Genomic DNA, 17,599 nt, shown 5'->3' with positions numbered 1-17,599 from the left:
GTCGGAGCCTCCTTCAGCTCCGAGCTTCTGCCCTAAGCGGTCCCACCGAAAGGTGGCCGCGGAACATCGCTTACAGTTCTTGTCCTCACCAATTCGCTTCTTTCTGCAGTAGCGAGGCTAGTTCTTGAGGGCGATCAAGCATGATGTTGTGTCCACATGCGATCTCATGCACTTTCCACTGTGAATGCTCCTTTAGCCGTGCGTGAGTTGAGACGAACCAGTCGCCCCCGTTCGCGGTCGCGAAAACATATGTCCGGTTGGCAACGGAGTTTGATTCCACACCAGTTCGCACGCCTTGGACAAAGGTCGCCAGTGGCTGTGCCACCGACATTGTGTCAACCCAGGAAGCATCTTCCTCGTTCACGTTGAATGTAGCGGCGGGAATAGGAGGGATCATGCCGCCGTTTCGGCTCGCCTGATCCAGAAATGCCAAGGCCGTTTCTGCCCCTGTGATGTCCAGCAGCGACTGCCCGTCAGCCGGTGCATAGGCGTCGATGTAGAAGAGCGTACGGATGCGCTCACCGATTTCACCAGCTACACCGGTGATAACCATTCCTCCGTAGGAATGACCGCATAGAATGGCATCGGCGATATCCTCGTATTTGAATACGTTTACGATGTCCTGGATATGTGTATCTAAAGTAATCGCATGGTATGCCAGATGAGAGCGCTCCCCAAGCCCGGTCAGTGTCGGCGTGTAGACGTCGTGTCCTGCTTCGCGAAGCAAACGCGCGACCCGTGCATAGACCCAGCCGCCCTGGAATGCTCCATGCACAAAAACAAACTTCGCCACCGTTTACTGTCCTTTCATTCTGGGATTGTGCGGCCACAGCCGCAGAAGTACCGGTTTTGATGCTTCAGCCGGTGGGGGATCTCAGCACTGCATGCGCCATCGCGTCCGAGCCTTCCCTGGGCAGTCGGTAAACGCCATCCTCGATAGAGTTGCGGATATATCCATGGCGAACTCTTCCAAATCGAACCGCTTCTCGGGTCGTATCTGTGTTCCCTGCCCAACGCCATGACCAGGAGCGCTTGGGTGATATCTGCGTGTATCGGCACGATCTCTTGACAGCGCGATATCACTCAAAGCCGCCGCGGGTATTGCCTGTTGCGCCAAAGCTCGGGCGAAGATCACCAGGTCATCAATGATATGGTTGAAAGCCTTATCGAAGAGGCTGTTGCGCCGCGAGATGCGGTCGTTTCTGAAACTGGGCTCCACTGCCGTTCTCTTCACCCAAAATTCGTGTCGCGTGGCGGGTCGTGATGTGCCGAGCGTCCCGGCTTGGGTCCCTGGCCATCTCTGGACTTCCGCGTAAGGTAAATTTATATATAAGAACAGTTCGTTGTCGAGAACGATCTTCGAAGAGGATGAGGGACGATGCTGACGAGCGAGCAGGCGGAGCGCTTCGCCATACGCGAGATGCTGGAGAACTGGGCAGTTTGGCGCGACGCTGGGGACTGGGAGCGGTTCCGGACTGTGTGGCAAGCCGACGGCCGGATGATGGCGACTTGGTTCCAGGGAACCGCGGACGAGTTCATCCGGATGAGCAAGGATGGGTTCGCGAGGGGCGTGCGGATCCTCCACTTCCTCGGCGGCTCCTCAATCGACGTTGTTGGTGATCGCGCTATCGCGCAGACTAAGATGACCATCAGCCAGCGCGCGTTCGTGGACGGAATCGAGTGCGACGTCGTCTGCACTGGCCGGTTCTACGACTTTATCGAGAAGGTGGGCGGCCGCTGGGGCGTGGTGCTACGTCAGCCGATCTACGAAAAGGACCGCATTGACCCTGTCGATGCATCTGCAGCGCTGGAGCTCGACCGGAACCGTTTGATGAGTTTTCCGGAGGGCTATCGTCATCTCGCGTACCTGCAAGTCGGCATCGGCTACCCAGTGAAGATGGACATGCCGGGTCTCGCGGGTCCCGAGGTGGAGGCGCTTTACGCGCGCGGCGCCGGCTGGCTGCGTGGCGGGCCGACCGGTGTGCCGGGCGACCGCGGCTCACGCGAGATTCTCCTGATCGAGGCATAGTGGGAACACGGTTATGCAATCCTTCGTGTATGAGGCGCTTCCGTCGCGTGTCATTTTCGGGTCCGGAGCGCTTGCTCATCTCGGCGACGAGATCGACCGACTCGGTGTCCGGCGGGCCCTGGTTCTCTCGACGCCACCTCAATGCGCGGTTGCTAAGGAACTTGCCGCGTCACTTGGCGGGCGGTGTGTCGGCGTCTTCTCTGATGCGACGATGCACACTCCGGTCGAGGTGACGGACCGGGCGATGGCGCGCGTGCTCGCCGACAAGGTCGACGGCGTCATCGCGATCGGCGGCGGCTCGACTACTGGCCTTGGCAAGGCGATCGCGTTTCGGACCGACCTGCCGCAAGTCGTCGTGCCGACGACCTACGCGGGCTCGGAGATGACGTCGATTCTGGGCGAGACGAAGAATGGGCTTAAGACGATCCAGAAATCGCCAAAGGTCCTTCCCGAGACGGTCGTCTATGACGTCGACTTGACGATGACGCTGCCGGCCGGCCTCTCGGGGACCTCGGGAATCAACGCCATCGCGCATGCCGTCGAGGCTCTCTACGCGGCGGACTGCAACCCGGTCGTCGCGCTTATGGCAGAGGAGGGCATCAGAGCCCTGGCGGGCGCGCTGCCGACCATCGCGAATGATCCGAAGGACCGAGAGGCCCGCTCGGACGCGCTCTACGGCGCTTGGCTGTGTGGCGCCTGCCTTGGGACGGTCAGCATGGCGCTGCATCACAAGCTCTGTCACACCCTGGGCGGCACGTTCGACCTTCCGCACGCGGAGACGCACACCGTCGTCCTGCCTCACGTGATCGCCTACAACGCCGCCGGTGCACCGGGCGCGATGGGGCGCATCGCGCGGGCGCTCGGTACGATGGACGCCGCCCTCGGTATGTTCGATCTGGCAGGGCGTCTCGGCGCGAGGCGAGCACTGCGCGACCTCGGCATGCCGGTGGACGGCATTGATCGAGCGGCGGAGGTCGTCGCGCAAAGCCCCTATCCCAACCCGGTCCCCGTTCGCGCAGATGCCATCAGGGACTTGATCGCACGTGCTTGGTCGGGTGATCCGCCAAGCGTCTAATCTTTGGACGATACTGGGCGGGAAGCTGGAATGCTAAGGAGCGACAATGAGAAACTTCGACGAGCATTCGATCACCGATGCCGTCCGCGAGCGGGTCGCGAATGCGAAGAACCCGCGCGTCCGGCAGATCAGCGATGCCCTCGTACGCCACCTCCACGATTTCATTCGAGAGGTTGAGCCGACTCAGGCCGAATGGGAATGGGCCATCGACTTCTTAACGCGCACCGGCCACATGTGCGACAAGAACCGGCAGGAGTTCATCCTCCTGTCGGACGCGTTAGGCGTGTCGATGCTGGTCGACGCAATCAACCACCGCCTGCCCGGCGATGCTACCGAGACGACGGTGCTTGGCCCGTTCTACGTGCAGGAGGCGCCTGAGGTCGAGCTCGGCGCCGACATCTCCCCAGACGTCGAAGGTCAGCCGCTGCTCGTCACGGGTTCCGTGCGCCGCGCAAACGACGGCCCGATCGCTGGCGCCATGGTCGATGTGTGGCATTCCGACGGGGATGGCTACTACGACGTCCAGCAACTCGATGAGACCCGCGGCATCACTATGCGGGCGCGGCTGCGTACCGATGCGGGTGGCAAGTTCCATTTCTGGACCATCATGCCGGCTGCCTATCCGATCCCGAACGACGGGCCCGTCGGGCAGATGCTGGACGCGCAGGGGCGGCACCCCTACCGACCCGGCCACGTACATTTCATGATCGGCGCGCCAGGCTGTGAGCCGCTGATCACGCACGTGTTCGTGGCAGGAGACGAGTACCTCGACTCCGACGTCGTCTTCGGAGTGAAGGATTCACTCGTTCGACCGTTCGAGGAGCTGCCGGCCGGCACCGCTCCGGATGGAACGACCGTTAAAGAGCCATATCGGCACCTTCACTATGATTTTGCGCTTGCGCCCGCACGGAGCTGATGTCGCGAGGAAAGTCAGGCCGATGCCACGGCCGGCCAAGGGCTTTCCTCGATCACTGCTGGACACCCTGATGGCCCAGTCCTGGAGGATCATGTCCAGCGGCCTCCGTGACTGAGCCCATCGATCATCATTTCCGCTGCTTGGCAATCGTCCGCCGAAACAGATGGTGCGGATGTCGGCTCGGGGCTGGCCTTACAGGCCTCGTCGGCTAGATGCCCGGGGCACCCGCTTCGGTCAAAGTTGTGCGCGAGCCTCCAACTTCGAAGCGGCCTTGCGCAGCGCCGAGATCGCGACGGTTTCCAGATCCTTGGTGTACCGTACGGCCGGTATCGCAACGTTGATCGACGCGAGCGGTGTCTGTTGCCGAGACAAGACGACGGTTGCGACGCCAATGATGCCGGGCGTGTACTCCTCTAGGGAGCGCGCGATCCCTTCCTGTCTGATATCCTTGAGCTGCGAGCGCAGCTCACGCACGGACGTGATCGTCCTAGGAGTCGAGGGGCGCAGCGTCACCCGGCCCAGGTAGGCCTTCAACTCGTGCTCGCGCATATGCGCGAGGATAACCTTCCCGCCGGATGTGGCATATAAGGGCGCGAGGTCTCCCAGGCGCATGTGGGAGACGAGCCGTTGCGGGCTGTTGACTGCTGCCACCACCTCTGCGGCATCGTCCCTGAGGATGTTCAGTGCCGACGATTCGCGTGTGACGGCCGTGATCTCCTGCAGCACGGTGTCGGCCTGGGCGATCAGGTCGCGGATGAGCGATGCCGGCCCCGCTATCGCGCCGAATCGAGCGCCCAGCCGGTAATGCTTGGTATCGGGATCATAGCCGACGTAGCCTCGACGGATCGCCGTCTTCAAGAGTTGGGTAAGGCTGCTCTTCGGAATTCCGAGGGCGTCAGCAATGGCGGTGTGGGACAATCCTTCTCTCCGCGGTGCCAAAAGTTCGAACAGATCGAACACTCGGTCCGCCGACTTGACTGCTAGGAGATTCTCGGTGCCCATCGCAAATTCCTATATGTGAACTAACTTTGGTTCCGGTCGACGGCGCTGTCAATGCAGGGCTGTTCGGTTGGGCCTGACTCGAAGCTCACTCCATTCAGGGGCGCCGATCCGATCCCGCACGGTCCCGTACCTCTGCGTCAGGGGCTTGGCGAACGAAAAGTTGCGTTGGGCTCGATGCCCTTCAACCCTGAAGCGGCCGTCTCCTGCTTCGCGTGAATTGCGGGGCGAGGGTCAAGCTGGGCCGCACGAGAGTGCATCGCTTGATGGAGCGATAACCTCGGATCGTGACTTTGCGCAACTTGCGCGCTTTGCCAGAGATGGAGCGCGACGAACGCGGGAACCCGCGACGGGGATGCAGTTCCAAGGCGCAAAACTCTTCTCCGCAAAAGCCGAGAGGAACACACAGGGTTCGATCTCCGGAGCACAGGGGGCGGAACATGGCGGGTGCGTAAGCGATAGCGCCCGTCTACACGCATTGCGTATGTTCAGCAGATAGAACTATTCATTTAAAAGAACTATGTCGGTAGCGTTTGGGGAGACGATGGCCTTTCCGGCTGCGATCCGGCACGGGCTGAAGTTCAAACGCGAGTCGGGCGGCGCACGCATTTGGCATTCGTCGTCCCGCAGAAGATGGCACGACCATTCGCGAATCTGCGGCGGTTCTCACTTGAAAACTGTTCACATGGATGTTATCGACCAGCAACAGGAACACCAACCAAAACGGTCGGGAGCGAGGACGACGGGCGATCGTCGGCTTCAGGGAGTGAAACGATGGCGCCGAGTAAGCGGCTCGACATCCAAACGTTCATCGACGAGCGACCGGTCGGGACCTTCCAATGGAAGGTGCTGGCGCTCTGTCTGATCGTCCTCGTTCTCGACGGCTTCGACGTCGTGGCGATGGGGTTCATCGCTCCTGCCATCGTTACCGATTGGAGCGTCCCTCGCGAGGCATTGGCCCCAGTTCTCAGTGCAGGCCTGTTCGGCCTTGCGCTCGGGGCGATGGCAGGGGGCCTCCTGGCTGACAGGTTCGGCAGGCGCCGTGTGATCCTCATTGCCATGTTCTTCTTCGGGGCGATGAGCCTCGTCTCAGCCTGGGCTCCGGATCTCTTCTGGCTTGCGGTGCTGCGATTTCTTACTGGATTGGGGCTTGGTGCCTCGCAACCGAACGCCGCGACGCTGGTATCCGAGTACGCCCCGGAGCGCCGTCGGTCGCTGTTCGTCACCGTGGTTTATTGCGGATTTACCTTCGGAGCGGCCGGAGGCGGCTTCCTCAGCGCGGGGCTTGTCTCGACATACGGATGGCCATCTATCCTCGTGCTCGGCGGCGTTGTTCCGGTCATCATCGTTGCGATCTACTTTTTCATCCTTCCGGAATCGCCTCGCTTCCTGGCTGTGCGGCACGAGCGCCGTGACCGGTTGACTTCCATCGTGAACCAGATGGCGCCAGGTACGGCAGACGCCACGACGGAGTTCGTCATCCCAGAGGTGGTCCACCGCGGCACCAGCGCGATACGGACAATTTTCTCGGCGAGCTACGCGCTTCCAACGTTGATGCTTTGGGTCGGCCTGTTCATGAACCTGCTGACCGTATATTTGCTCAACAGCTGGCTGCCGATCATGATCCGTGATGCCGGCTTCTCCGTGATTGCGGCCGCCACGATCGGCGCCATGATGCAGATCGGGGGAACGCTCGGGAATGTCTCGATCGGCTACGGAATGGACCGTTGGGGGCCGCACGTCACACTCGTCGCGGTGCTGCTCGCTGCGGCTTTGTTCGCCGTGTTGATTTGGCTCACGCCCGGCGCTGATCCCACAGTCCTGGGAATCCTCGTCTTCCTCCTAGGCTTCTGCACCAACTCGTCCAACACGGGATGGACGGCGCTCGCAGCGCTGTTCTACCCAACGGAGGCCCGAGCGACGGGTACCAGCGTCATGACAGGAATTGGCCGATTTGGCGCGATCTTCGGGGCGACTGTCGGCGGAATGCTGCTCGCCGCGCAATTCACGTTCGGTCAGGTCTTCGCGTTCCTCGCGCTGCCACTCTGCCTCGCCATCCTGGCAGCACTCGTCAAGGCTCGTTGCGGCATAGCGGGCGACCGGCTCAGGGCCGGGAAGGTTGCCGCTTAGCCTTGGTGTGTCTGCGCCGGGCGACCGACTGAACAGATTCTCAAGCGCAAGAGATCCACCGCTGAAGACCACCGCGATACCGGACAAGCCGGGCACCGCATCGATCTGGGAGTAAGCGATATGACCAAGAGCAGAATAGGGTTGATCGGAGCTGGTGCGATCGGTCGTGCGCACCTTGCCGGCGCCGCGGCAGCGGAAGGTGTGGAGATCATAGGTATCGCCGATCCCTCCGCCGCTGCCCGCGACCTCGCGATCGAGTTCGGCCTCGCATATTTTGCCGATCATCGCGCCATGCTTGATGAGTTGAACCCGGACGCCGCCATCGTCGCAACCCCCAACGCGCTCCACGTTCCGATCGCCCTCGACTGGATCTCCACCGGCAAGCCCGTTCTGGTGGAGAAGCCTATCTCCGATACCGTGGATGCAGGTATCCAACTTGCGCGGGCGGCCGCTGCCGCGGACGTTCCCGTGCTGATCGGGCATCACCGCCGTCACAACCCGATCCTGCGCGAGGCTCGCCGGATCGTGCGAAGCGGTGAACTCGGCCGCTTGGTGTCGGTGACGGTGCTCGCAACGTTCTTCAAGCCGGACGCGTACTTCGCCCAGGCATGGCGCCGCACTGTCGCAGGGGGGCCTGTCCTCATCAACATGATCCATGAGATCGACCTCCTGCGGTTCGTCTGCGGCGAGGTGCAGTCGCTGCAGGCGTCAACGGTCTCGAACGCGGTGCGCGGATATTCGGTCGAGGACACGGCCGCCGCCCTCTTCCGAATGGAAAGTGGCGCGCTCGCGACGATCAATCTCTCCGACACCGCCGTATCGCCTTGGAATTGGGACTTGGTTTCCGGCGAGAACCCGTCGTTCGCCCGCTCGGACGCAGAGAGTCACTTCCTCTGCGGTACAGAGGGCTCGCTCGCCCTTCCGACGTTGCGTCGCTGGCACTACCCCGGCGAGCGTAGCTGGTCTAACCCGCTGCAGGTGAGCAGCGCCGTTGTACCGCCAGCCAATCCCTACGTGGAGCAGATGCGCCATTTCGGAGCGGTCGTCCGGCGTGAAGAGCTGCCGCTGACGGATGCGGCCGACGGAACGCGAACACTGGAGTTGACGCTCGCGGTTCGCGAAGCCTCCCTTGGCGGCGTCACGGGGCATCTTCAATCCCGAGTGATGGCCACGTAACGCCCGCTGTCAGGGCTAGGCTGGAATGCTTCAAAGAGGAATGAAGACAAAGTCACGCTGAGCAAGATCAGGTGAGGCAGGGAGAAGAGGGCAGCTATGGCAAGCGGATCGACGATCGACGTTCAGGAATTCATGAATGAGAGGCCTTTCACCGGATTTCGCATTCGCATCCTGATATACTGCTTCCTCATTGTCGCGGCGGATGGCTTCGACACCTCCGCCATAGGCTTCATCGCTCCGGCTTTGCGGGAACAGTGGGGGCTGAGCCCTTCGCAACTGTCGCTGCTCTTCGTTTCAGGGTTGGCCGGTCTGATGGCCGGTGCCTTCGTGTTCGGTCCGGTCGCCGACAGGATCGGACGCAAGAAAGTCCTGATCGCCGCGACGATCTGGTTCGGTGTGGCGAGCATCCTTTCCGCCACGGCGACCAACGTCGAGATCCTTGCGGCTTGGCGCTTCGTGGGCGGCCTCGGCCTCGGGGGCGCCATGCCGATGGCCATCACCTTGACATCGGAGTTCAGCCCCGACCGCAGCAAGTCGTTCCATATGACGATCATGTTCTGTGGGTTCACGGTGGGAGGGGCGGCTGGAGGGCTCGCCGCCGCAGGCATGGTGGCTGACTATGGCTGGGAAGGGGTACTCGTGATCGGAGGGATCGCTCCCCTCATCCTCGCCGTTCTGCTTGCCGTCGCACTTCCCGAATCCGTTCGCTACCTGGTGCTGAGGGGCAACCAAGAGGGCCGGATCACCAGGATCCTCGAGCGGGTCGACCCAGCCGCGAACCTGAACGACGTTCGATTTGTCGGCGTCCAGCGAATAGCCGGTTCGCCCGTCCGCCACATGTTCACCCCGGACCTCGTCACGGGAACGCTTCTCCTCTGGCTCACCTTCTTCATGAGCCTTCTCGTGTACTACCTTCTGACGAGTTGGCTCCCGACGCTGCTCAAGACCGCTGGCCAGAGCCATCAGTCCGCAGCCCTGATCGCGCTGATGCTGCCTATCGGCAGCACCGTCGGCGCCATCGGCATCGGCTATCTCATGGACCGGCTCGGCGCCCATTTGACGCTGGCGGCAGGCTACATGTTGGCGGCGGTATTCATTGTCCTGCTCGGCCTCTCGGCAGACAACCTGTGGCTTCTCGTTCTCGCGGTCTTCGGGGCGGGCGTCGGGACCGGGGGATCGAACACCGGGCTTAACGCCTTGTCCGCGTCGGTCTACCCGACGGCGAGCCGGGCCACCGGGGTCAGTTGGGCGAACGCGATCGGGAGGACCGGTTCGTTGGTGGGATCGGTTGTCGGAGGCTACCTGCTGAATATCGGTTGGGGGCTCGACGCGGTGTTCGCTGCGGCCGCCGTCCCGGCGCTCGTCGCCGCCATAACGATCACTGTGAAGGGGCGAAACGCGGGAGGAAGTGGTGTCCGAAGGAGGGAGTCACTTCGTACCACCCTGCAGGCTTAACCGAACGGAACCTGTGGCCCCATGAAGCCGGTTTCTGCGAGCTCTGTCTTGCGCCGGGCGGAACTGTCACCGGCGACCACGGGCTCCTCGAGCCGTCACGGCCTCCGCATCGGCAGGGGCGAGGTGGAGACGGCAGCATGAAGGTACTCTGTACAGGAAATCGATGGATGGTTGGAACGTTCGGTCGATTTATCGCGTCGGGGGACGTCGTCGAGGACGAGCTTCCGTGGAGAGGTGAAGATGAGTGACGAGATCGAATCATACGAGTCGTTGCGGATCAGTGACATGCGGTTCGCCTTCAATCGCGCCGGTCACGGTGGTCATCCCATCGTGCTGCTGCACGGATGGCCGCAGACCTCGTACGCTTGGCGGCGCGTCGTGCCCCTGCTCAGTGATCGATACGACGTCCTCACTCCCGATTTGCCCGGCTTCGGCTATTCGTCGAAACCCGACAACGGTTTTGACAAGAAGACGATCTCCCGGCGCCTCCGGGAATTCGTCCACGCGTTGGGACTGTCGCGCATCGCGCTGGTCGGCCACGACCTGGGCGGACATGTTGCCTACGCCTATGCCGCGCAATGGCCGGAGGAAGTCAGCCATCTCGTCTTTATAGAGAGCAGTCTGCCGTGTTTCGGCCAGGAAGAAGCGATGGACGTTGCAAGGGGCGGGAGTTGGCACTTCGGCTTCAACATGGCCGGCGATATTTCCGAAGAACTGGTGCGGGGCAGAGAATACCTCTTCGTGGATCACTTCATGCGGCGCGAGAAGGTAGGCCTTTTTGATCCGAACTCGGTGAGCGTAGCTGATATCGAACACTATGCACGCGCGCTCTCCCGTCCTGGCGCCTTGCGATCTTCCTTCAGCTACTACCGTACTCTGCCCACCGACCGCGGCGACACTCGTATCTGGGGAGAGACTCCGCTGCCGATGCCAACCCTTGCGATCGGTGCCGATTGGGGATACGGCGCCGCGTCATCGGAGACGCTTCGCCGTGTGGCCAGCGATGTCGAAGATATGGTCATTGAACGCTGCGGCCATTATCCGCCCGAGGAGCGCCCGCATGAGTTGACGGCCGCGATAAGGGACTTCCTCGAACGGCCACGCCCCGTGCCAGATCGTGATCGGATGCACAAGCTCTTTGGATCGGAAGGGAAAGTGGTATGAGCACGACACTGGAGAACTTCGAGCATCGCTTGGTGAAGCCCGGAGACGTCAACATCCACGCGGTGATAGGCGGTGAGGGGCCTCCGCTCGTCCTCCTGCACGGATGGCCGCAGACTTGGTGGGAATGGCGCAAGGTGATGCCGGAACTCCGGAAGCGCCATACCGTGATCGCTTTGGATCTACGCGGCGCTGGCTATTCGGATTCACCCGAGACCGGCTACGACAAGGCGACCATGGCGGACGACGTGCATGGCGCTATGCAGGCCCTTGGATTCCAACGATACGACGTGTGTGGACATGACATCGGAGCCATGGTCGCGCTCGCACTCGCGTTCAAGCATCGTGATGCCGTAACTCACCTCGCGATCCTTGATGCACCGTTGCCCGGTTGGAGTCAGTGGGAGGCCAATCTCGCAGACCCGAAGGTTTGGCATTTCGCGTTCCACATGAAGCGCGATCTGCCCGAACGGCTCATTCAGGGGCGTGAATTCGACTATGTGTCGACATTCTTCTCTGACAGAACATTTAATCATGGAGCATTCGAGCACGAAGATATCGAAGTATTCGCCCGCGCTATGACGCAACCCGGCAAAACTCGCGGCGGACTGGAATGGTATCGCGCCTTTCCGACTGATCATGCCAACGGTCTCGGCTGGAAGAGAAACCCTCTGACGATCCCCGTCTTGGCCTTGGGTGGCGAGCATCGGTATGGCGTGAGGATGGTCTCAATGCTCCAGGAGTTCGCAACCAACGTCTCCGGCGGCAGCATCGCGGATTGCGCACATTGGGTTCCGGAAGAGCGTCCGCTCGAGCTGACGCGGGCCCTTCTGGATTTCCTGGGTTCGGAGAGAATCTCTTGATCAGAACAGAAGCGCTCCAAACCACCACCCGGCCCAGCTCTGCAGCAGAGGCTCGTCCCCGATGAAATATCTCGGCGTTCACACGTTCGGCTTCGTCTGGGACCGCGACGCGGCCACTGCGACCCGCGATCTCGCGGCTCGGGGGTTTCGCGAGTTCCAATATCTCGCCAGCGCGCAGCATCTTGATCCGTGGGCAGACGTGAAGGCGCAGGCTCGGGCGGTGCGCGACGCCGTAGCGGAGGTGGACGGTCGAACTCTCGCCGTGGACCTGCCCAGCAGCGAGACCAATCTCGCCAGCCCCAACAGGGAAATCGCCGACGTCTCTGTCCGGGCCTACCTTCGCGTCCTCGACATAGCGTCCGAACTCGGCGCACCCTGGCTTACGATCAATTCCGGCCGCAAGCACGTGCTACTGCCGCCGCCAGACGACCGGCTGGTGGACGTCTTCCGTGGGAGCCTGGAGCATCTCGTGCGCGCCGCCGAGTCGCGCGGCGTGCGCATTCTCCTTGAGAATATCCCGGGGACGCTGCTGGCCGACGCCCCGGCTGCGAAGAAATTCCTCGACGAGGAGGATTACGGTGCCGTCGACGTCCTCTACGACGTGACGAACGCCGCAGCACTTGGCGAGCGGCCGGCGAGCGGCATTCGTCTCCTTGCCGACCGCATACGCCTCGTGCATCTCTCGGACGCGCCGGTTGGTCAATGGCGGCACGATCCGATCGGCACCGGGGCGATCGATTTTGCGGAAATCCACGGCGCGCTGGGTGAGATAGGCTATGAGGAGGGAGTCGTGATCGAGGCGATCAGCGACGACACGCTGAACGACCTCGTCGCCTCGCGACAGTATCTCGCGGAAGCTGGTTGGCGGTTCGGGCCCGGTTGAGCCCGACTTGCTCTCATTCGCGCCAGGCGACCGCTCGGGTCCGTCGGTCCCGTGCACCGGGCAGGGTCTAGGTCACGTGGACAAAGGGTAGCCAGAGTTTGATTGAAGCGATGGCGACGAAGCCGAGGTAAGATTCGCGGGTTTTGAGCGGATGGGCATCACCCGCAGCAGAGTGACTCTTGAGGCCTGCTGACGCACGAACGGTTGGGCGCGGCACGGACATGAACGTCCCCGGCCCGTCGAGGCCTCACAGACGGAGCAATCACAATGAGCGCAGTGGCTAAGATGAGCGCACCGACGCCGGACCATCTCACTGGTTACGATTTGCTGCGCAACCCGCGGCTCAACAAAGGGACCGCCTTCACCGAGGCGGAGCGCCGTGCCCGGGGCCTCGAGGGCCTGCTGCCCCCCGCCGTCATCAACATCGAGTTGCAGGTGGCGCGCCGGCATGCCGAGATCGCCGCCCTCGGCGACGATCTGCAGAAATACCTCGTGCTGTCGGATCTGCAGGCGCGCAACGAGACCCTCTATTACGCGGTCCTGATGTCGGATCCGGCCACCTACATGCCGCTGGTCTATACGCCGACGGTGGGCGAGGCATGCCAGAAGTTCGGCCACATCTTCCGCGAGGCGCGCGGAGTGTATCTGCCGATCACCGCCCGCGGTCGGCTGAAGGAACTGCTGTCCCACTGGCCGGAACAGGATGTGCGCTTCATCGTCGTCACCGACGGCGAGCGCATCCTGGGCCTGGGCGATCTCGGCGCCGGCGGCATGGGTATCCCGATCGGCAAGCTGGCGCTCTATACCGCCTGCGCCGGCGTGCCGCCGCAACACTGCCTGCCGGTCGTGCTCGATGTCGGCACGAACAACCAAGCGCTGCTCGACGACCCGCTCTATCTCGGCCTGCGCCAGCCGCGGGTTCGCGGCGAAGACTATCTGGCCTTCATCGAGGAATTCGTCGCTGCGGTGCGGCGGCTCTATCCGAAATGCTGCATCCAGTGGGAGGACTTCGCCAACATTAATGCCGTCCCGATCTTGGCGCGCTATCGCGACGAGATCTGCACCTTCAACGACGACATCCAGGGCACCGCCGGCGTGGCGCTGGCCGGCATCTACGCCGCGCTGCGCCTGACCGGGCAGAAGCTGTCCGACCAGCGGTTCCTGTTCCTCGGCGCGGGGGCGGCCGCGACCGGTATCGCCGAGCTGATCAGCCTCGCGATGGCCCGGGAGGGCATGGACATCACCGAGGCGCGGCGCCGCAACGCGCTGTTCGACATCAACGGCCTGGTGGTGACCTCACGCACCGACCTCGCCGACTTCCAGAAGTCGTTCGCGCAGAACCAGACCCCGGTCTCGACCTTCGTCGAGGCGGTCGAGGCGGTGCGGCCGACCGGGATCATCGGCGTCAGCACCGTGCCGAAGCTGTTCACCCGCGAGGTGATCGCGGCAATGGCGCGGATCAACGAGCGGCCGATCATCTTTCCGTATTCGAACCCGACCTCGCGCTCCGAATGCACCGCCGAGGAGGCCTATCGCTGGTCCGACGGCCGGGCAGTCTTCGCCAGCGGCAGCCCGTTCCCGCCGGTCGAGATCGCCGGCCGGCACTTCGTGCCGGGCCAGGGCAACAATGTCTACATCTTCCCGGCGATGGGCATGGCGCTGTTCGCGACCGAGGCGACGCGGGTGACAGACGAGATGTTCATCGTCGCGGCGCAGGCGGTTGCCGAGCAGGTGACCGAGAAGGACCTCGCGATCGGACTGATCTACCCGCCGCAGAGCCGCATCCTCGAGGCCTCGCTCCATGTCGCCGAGCGGATCGCCGCCTGCATCTTCGATCAAGGGTTGGCGGGGGTGCCGCGGCCGGACGATATCGGCGCGCTGATCCGCACCCGCGTCTACAGCCCGGTCTACCAGGAGTGAAGCGGATGGCCGAGGTATCGCATCGGGAGCCCGAGCACGACGTGGCGCCCCCGGCCCCGCGTACGGAGGCGGCGCCGCCCCGCGTTGTCGTCGTGGGCGGCGGCGCGGCGGGGCTGGAACTCGCCCCCCGCCTCGGCGATCGCCTCGGCCGCCGCTCGCGAGCATCGGTCATCCTGGTGGAATGCGCCCGGGCCCATTGTGGAAACGGCTGCTGCACGCGGTGGCGGCGGGCAGCTCGACCCCGGCGAATACGAGCTGAACTATCTCGCCCAGGCGCATTGGCACGGGTTTCGCTATCGCCTCGGAGAGATGATCGGGCTCGACCGCGCCGCGAAGGAGGTGCATCTCGCCGCCATCTGTGACGACGAGGGGCGCCAGATCACGCCGCTACGGTCGGTCGGCTACGACACGCTGGTGATCGCGATCGGCAGCGTGACCAATGATTTCGGCGTGTCGAGGTACTCACGGACCGAGCGGCGGGTCGCCGCCATCGCTCGCTTCCCAGTCGACCTTCTCTGACCCCTCCGCCGAGCGCTGCTTGTTCGCGTCCGCCCGGATCAGGCTGGCGTCGGTGGCGAAGCCGTTGCCGCCGGCCAGCCCGGCCTCGATGCAGCGCCGCACCGTCGTCTCGGACAGCTCGCGCAGCAGATCGCTGTCGCGGAAGCGGCCGTGGCGGTTCTTCGAGAAGATCGAATGGTCCGGCACGGCACTCTCCAGGCCGAGCCGGCAGAACGAGCGATAGGCGAGGTTCAGATGCACCTCCTCGCACAGCCGCCGCTCCGAGCGGATGCCCAAGCAGTACCCGATGAGCAGCATCCGGATCATCAGCTCCGGATCTACCCTTTGCATAGGGATGAGCTGACGCGGCCCCCGGCGAATGGCCTTCAGCCGATCTTCACGCTCATCCCGCCATCGGCCATCACCACCGAGCCGACCATGAAGCTGGCGCGGTCCGACGCCAGGAAGGCGACGACCTCGGCGATCTCCTCGGCTCGCGCCGCGCGGCCGATCGGGGCCTTGCGGCCGTGATCGGCCAGGAACTCCGACCCGTTGTCCATCTTGCCGGCCCAGATGTTGGTGACCACGTCGCCGGAGCCGACCGCATTGACACGGATGCCGTGCTCGATCGCCTCCAAGGCCAGGGTGCGCGTCAGCTGCACCAGGGCGCCCTTCGAGGCGGTGTAGGCCGCGATCTGCGGGAAAGCGAAGTAGGCTGCGTAGGAGGCGATGTTGACGATCGCGCCGCTGCGGTTCGGGATCATCGCCTTCATCGCCTCTCGACAGCGAGCGCCACGGCTTTTTGGGCGCTGTCCTCCTTCGAGACGTCGGCCACCAGCGGCACGATGCCCGGCCTCGCGAGGCGTTCGACGCCGGGACTGATGTCTTCAGCCACCACCTTGGCGCCGCGGGCGTGCAGAAGCTCCGCGATGGCGCGTCGATAGGCTGCTCATATTCATGGCTACCTTCTAGTCGGTAGATGGTCAATCACTGTCAAACATCGGTCCAAACAGTAATGTTCGGTTGGCGAGATCAATGGCTTCCCGCCCGGTCCCCCGCGAGGTGTTCGCGAAGGAACGGCTGCAGGGCCGCCAGCACTTCGTCGGGCGCTTCCTCCGGCAGCAGGTGGCCGCCACTGGTGGCACTTCCCGTAACATCGTCGGCCCAGCGTGACCAAACTTCGATTGGCGTCGGATGATCGGACCTCGCCTCCGTTGCCGGCCAGAGCACCCGAACCGGACAGGAGAGTTTGCGTCCTTGTGCGCGGTCCGCTGTGTCGAGCGCCAGGTCCTCGCACAGCGCGGCGCGGTAGTCCTCGCAGACAGCGTGACGGACCGCGGGGTCGCGAAAGGCCCGGCGATACGCCTCGAGCGCGGCCGGTTCGACCTTGTCGAGGTCACCCGCCATGGTGGCGATCGCCCGATCCAGGAAAGCGTCCGGCGCGGCCGCGAGGAGGCGCTCGGGCAGGTCCGCCTCCTGGGCGAAGAAGAACCAATGGAAGTTCTTCGCTGCGAAGCGAGCATCGACAGCCGCCATCGCGTCGAGCGTCGGAACGACGGTGAGGGACATGTAAGCCGCGACCGCTTCGGGATGGTCGAGCGCGAGCCGATAGCCCACGCGTGCGCCCCGGTCGTGCCCGACGACGGCGAAGCGCTGGTGGCCGCAAGCCTGCATAAGCGAGAGGAGCGCCTCCGCCGCGCGTCTCTTGGTCCAGCGTGGCTGCATGGCGCCCGGGCGGCTCGCGCCGTAACCCGGCAGGTCCGGGATCACGACATTGTGCGAACCTGCCAGCGCGGGTGCGATCTTCCGCCAGGCAACATGCGTCTGCGGATAGCCGTGCAACAGAAGCACAGGTGGTCCACTGCCGCCCACCACCCCAGCGAACCGCACTCCAGCCACCTCGACATCGAGCGTCCGGAACTCGGGATAGAAAGTCGCCATGCCGCCGGTATTCATCTCGCCTGCGATGATCCTTCGTCCTCAAGCGTCCTGCACATGTGCATCGGAGCGTCGTCCGTCCCGTTCACCTTCATCCTCTAAGCTGCATCTCGGTCCGGTCTGGCTTGTGGAACGTTCCGAATTGCCGGTCGAGGAACAGGCTCAATATTGGCGTCCTCCCGCGTGGATCGAGGGTGTTGGGACGTGATCTTTCGACGGCTCAGTTGCTGCGAAATCCGAGCCCGCGCCATCTCGACACGCGCGCAACGCCACCGCTCAGGCGCCGATCCCTCCGTTTCTATAAAGGAACTTCTTCATGAGCAAGAACTATCAGTTAGCTCGCTCCTGCAGACCCGGGTGCGCTGCAGGTGGGCCGCTGCAGTGAGTTTTGCCGCTCCGGCTCAGATCCGGATCAAGGAAATCAGGAGTCGTGGCGGCGTGCCGCTCGGCCATGAACATGTTGACTCCTGCCGAGGCCCTGGATCTACGCTCGACCAAGGTGTTCTCAGCCCGGTGGGCCACGAATATTGCGGCTGGGAGCAAGATGCGGCGGTGT

At 63.3% G+C, this 17,599-nt stretch carries 15 protein-coding genes and 1 pseudogene; 10 read left to right on the top strand and 6 right to left on the bottom strand.

The annotated features are described in order from the left end of the window. Window positions 1–85: 85 nt before the first annotated feature. Entirely contained in the window at window positions 86–793 is a 708-nt protein-coding gene (locus tag LG391_RS21160) for an alpha/beta fold hydrolase (protein ID WP_225770026.1), read from the bottom strand. Window positions 794–1,378: 585 nt separating this feature from the next. Between LG391_RS21160 and LG391_RS21155 the strand changes: the two genes are divergently transcribed. The 3 genes from LG391_RS21155 to LG391_RS21145 are packed head-to-tail and all read left to right on the top strand — an operon-like array spanning window position 1,379 to window position 4,020. After that, a complete protein-coding gene (locus LG391_RS21155) occupies window positions 1,379–2,029 on the top strand; it encodes a nuclear transport factor 2 family protein (RefSeq protein ID WP_225770025.1) in 651 nt (216 codons plus the stop codon). A 13-nt stretch (window positions 2,030–2,042) separates the two neighbouring features. Next, window positions 2,043–3,104: a maleylacetate reductase gene (locus LG391_RS21150; RefSeq protein WP_225770024.1), complete on the top strand. Its 1,062-nt coding sequence runs from the start codon at window positions 2,043–2,045 to the stop codon at window positions 3,102–3,104. A 46-nt stretch (window positions 3,105–3,150) separates the two neighbouring features. Beyond that, complete coding sequence (locus LG391_RS21145; RefSeq protein WP_225770023.1) at window positions 3,151–4,020, top strand: intradiol ring-cleavage dioxygenase; 870 nt, start codon at window positions 3,151–3,153, stop codon at window positions 4,018–4,020. A 234-nt stretch (window positions 4,021–4,254) separates the two neighbouring features. Here LG391_RS21145 and LG391_RS21140 read toward each other — a convergent pair whose 3' ends face one another. Then, complete coding sequence (locus LG391_RS21140; protein WP_225770022.1) at window positions 4,255–5,022, bottom strand: IclR family transcriptional regulator; 768 nt, start codon at window positions 5,020–5,022, stop codon at window positions 4,255–4,257. A gap of 771 nt (window positions 5,023–5,793) precedes the next feature. On the opposite strand from LG391_RS21140, the gene LG391_RS21135 reads away from it, so the two are divergent. The 7 genes from LG391_RS21135 (at window position 5,794) to LG391_RS21105 (ending at window position 14,607) form a co-directional block, all read left to right on the top strand. Then, window positions 5,794–7,149, top strand: a complete 1,356-nt coding sequence (locus tag LG391_RS21135; RefSeq protein WP_225770021.1) for an MFS transporter — start codon at window positions 5,794–5,796, stop codon at window positions 7,147–7,149. 120 nt (window positions 7,150–7,269) lie between these two features. After that, on the top strand, window positions 7,270–8,325 hold the full coding sequence (locus LG391_RS21130) for a Gfo/Idh/MocA family protein (RefSeq protein ID WP_225770020.1): 1,056 nt from the start codon (window positions 7,270–7,272) through the stop codon (window positions 8,323–8,325). A 96-nt stretch (window positions 8,326–8,421) separates the two neighbouring features. Then, window positions 8,422–9,780, top strand: a complete 1,359-nt coding sequence (locus tag LG391_RS21125) for an MFS transporter (protein WP_225770019.1) — start codon at window positions 8,422–8,424, stop codon at window positions 9,778–9,780. Between the two features lie 240 nt (window positions 9,781–10,020). Beyond that, a complete protein-coding gene (locus tag LG391_RS21120) occupies window positions 10,021–10,944 on the top strand; it encodes an alpha/beta fold hydrolase (RefSeq protein WP_225770018.1) in 924 nt (307 codons plus the stop codon). Continuing rightward, on the top strand, window positions 10,941–11,804 hold the full coding sequence (locus tag LG391_RS21115) for an alpha/beta fold hydrolase (protein ID WP_225770017.1): 864 nt from the start codon (window positions 10,941–10,943) through the stop codon (window positions 11,802–11,804). Before LG391_RS21120 ends, LG391_RS21115 begins: the two co-directional genes overlap by 4 nt. A 61-nt stretch (window positions 11,805–11,865) precedes the next feature. Beyond that, window positions 11,866–12,687, top strand: a complete 822-nt coding sequence (locus LG391_RS21110; protein WP_225770016.1) for a sugar phosphate isomerase/epimerase — start codon at window positions 11,866–11,868, stop codon at window positions 12,685–12,687. A 267-nt stretch (window positions 12,688–12,954) separates the two neighbouring features. Then, window positions 12,955–14,607 (top strand): NAD-dependent malic enzyme, encoded by a 1,653-nt coding sequence (locus tag LG391_RS21105; protein WP_225770015.1) that lies wholly within the window; start codon window positions 12,955–12,957, stop codon window positions 14,605–14,607. A 452-nt stretch (window positions 14,608–15,059) separates the two neighbouring features. Here LG391_RS21105 and LG391_RS21100 read toward each other — a convergent pair. The 4 genes and pseudogenes from LG391_RS21100 to LG391_RS21090 form a co-directional block, all read right to left on the bottom strand. Then, window positions 15,060–15,447 (bottom strand): annotated as a pseudogene (locus tag LG391_RS21100) (transposase); the annotation flags it as partial. Between the two features lie 44 nt (window positions 15,448–15,491). Further along, window positions 15,492–15,878 carry an SDR family oxidoreductase gene (locus LG391_RS21095; RefSeq protein WP_225770014.1) on the bottom strand — a complete coding sequence of 129 codons (387 nt, stop codon included), beginning with the start codon at window positions 15,876–15,878 and terminating at the stop codon, window positions 15,492–15,494. Continuing rightward, window positions 15,875–16,000 carry a hypothetical protein gene (locus LG391_RS34750; protein ID WP_255646781.1) on the bottom strand — a complete coding sequence of 42 codons (126 nt, stop codon included), beginning with the start codon at window positions 15,998–16,000 and terminating at the stop codon, window positions 15,875–15,877. The genes LG391_RS21095 and LG391_RS34750 overlap by 4 nt, the downstream gene beginning before the upstream one ends. A 137-nt stretch (window positions 16,001–16,137) precedes the next feature. Next, window positions 16,138–17,046, bottom strand: a complete 909-nt coding sequence (locus LG391_RS21090) for an alpha/beta fold hydrolase (protein ID WP_225770013.1) — start codon at window positions 17,044–17,046, stop codon at window positions 16,138–16,140. Window positions 17,047–17,599 lie beyond the last annotated feature (553 nt).

Source organism: Inquilinus sp. Marseille-Q2685 (assembly GCF_916619195.1).
Lineage (GTDB): Bacteria > Pseudomonadota > Alphaproteobacteria > DSM-16000 > Inquilinaceae > Inquilinus.
This window is presented reverse-complemented; position numbering and strand designations above follow the sequence as displayed.

What these genes read in the sequence shown, in the direction of transcription:
- LG391_RS21155 (WP_225770025.1), top strand. Translation starts at nt 1,379, where the DNA reads ATGCTGACGAGCGAGCAGGCGGAGCGCTTCGCCATACGCGAGATGCTG.
- LG391_RS21150 (WP_225770024.1), top strand. Translation starts at nt 2,043, where the DNA reads ATGCAATCCTTCGTGTATGAGGCGCTTCCGTCGCGTGTCATTTTCGGG.
- LG391_RS21145 (WP_225770023.1), top strand. Translation starts at nt 3,151, where the DNA reads ATGAGAAACTTCGACGAGCATTCGATCACCGATGCCGTCCGCGAGCGG.
- LG391_RS21140 (WP_225770022.1), bottom strand. Translation starts at nt 5,022, where the DNA reads ATGGGCACCGAGAATCTCCTAGCAGTCAAGTCGGCGGACCGAGTGTTC.
- LG391_RS21135 (WP_225770021.1), top strand. Translation starts at nt 5,794, where the DNA reads ATGGCGCCGAGTAAGCGGCTCGACATCCAAACGTTCATCGACGAGCGA.
- LG391_RS21130 (WP_225770020.1), top strand. Translation starts at nt 7,270, where the DNA reads ATGACCAAGAGCAGAATAGGGTTGATCGGAGCTGGTGCGATCGGTCGT.
- LG391_RS21125 (WP_225770019.1), top strand. Translation starts at nt 8,422, where the DNA reads ATGGCAAGCGGATCGACGATCGACGTTCAGGAATTCATGAATGAGAGG.
- LG391_RS21120 (WP_225770018.1), top strand. Translation starts at nt 10,021, where the DNA reads ATGAGTGACGAGATCGAATCATACGAGTCGTTGCGGATCAGTGACATG.
- LG391_RS21115 (WP_225770017.1), top strand. Translation starts at nt 10,941, where the DNA reads ATGAGCACGACACTGGAGAACTTCGAGCATCGCTTGGTGAAGCCCGGA.
- LG391_RS21110 (WP_225770016.1), top strand. Translation starts at nt 11,866, where the DNA reads ATGAAATATCTCGGCGTTCACACGTTCGGCTTCGTCTGGGACCGCGAC.
- LG391_RS21105 (WP_225770015.1), top strand. Translation starts at nt 12,955, where the DNA reads ATGAGCGCAGTGGCTAAGATGAGCGCACCGACGCCGGACCATCTCACT.
- LG391_RS21095 (WP_225770014.1), bottom strand. Translation starts at nt 15,878, where the DNA reads ATGAAGGCGATGATCCCGAACCGCAGCGGCGCGATCGTCAACATCGCC.
- LG391_RS21090 (WP_225770013.1), bottom strand. Translation starts at nt 17,046, where the DNA reads ATGGCGACTTTCTATCCCGAGTTCCGGACGCTCGATGTCGAGGTGGCT.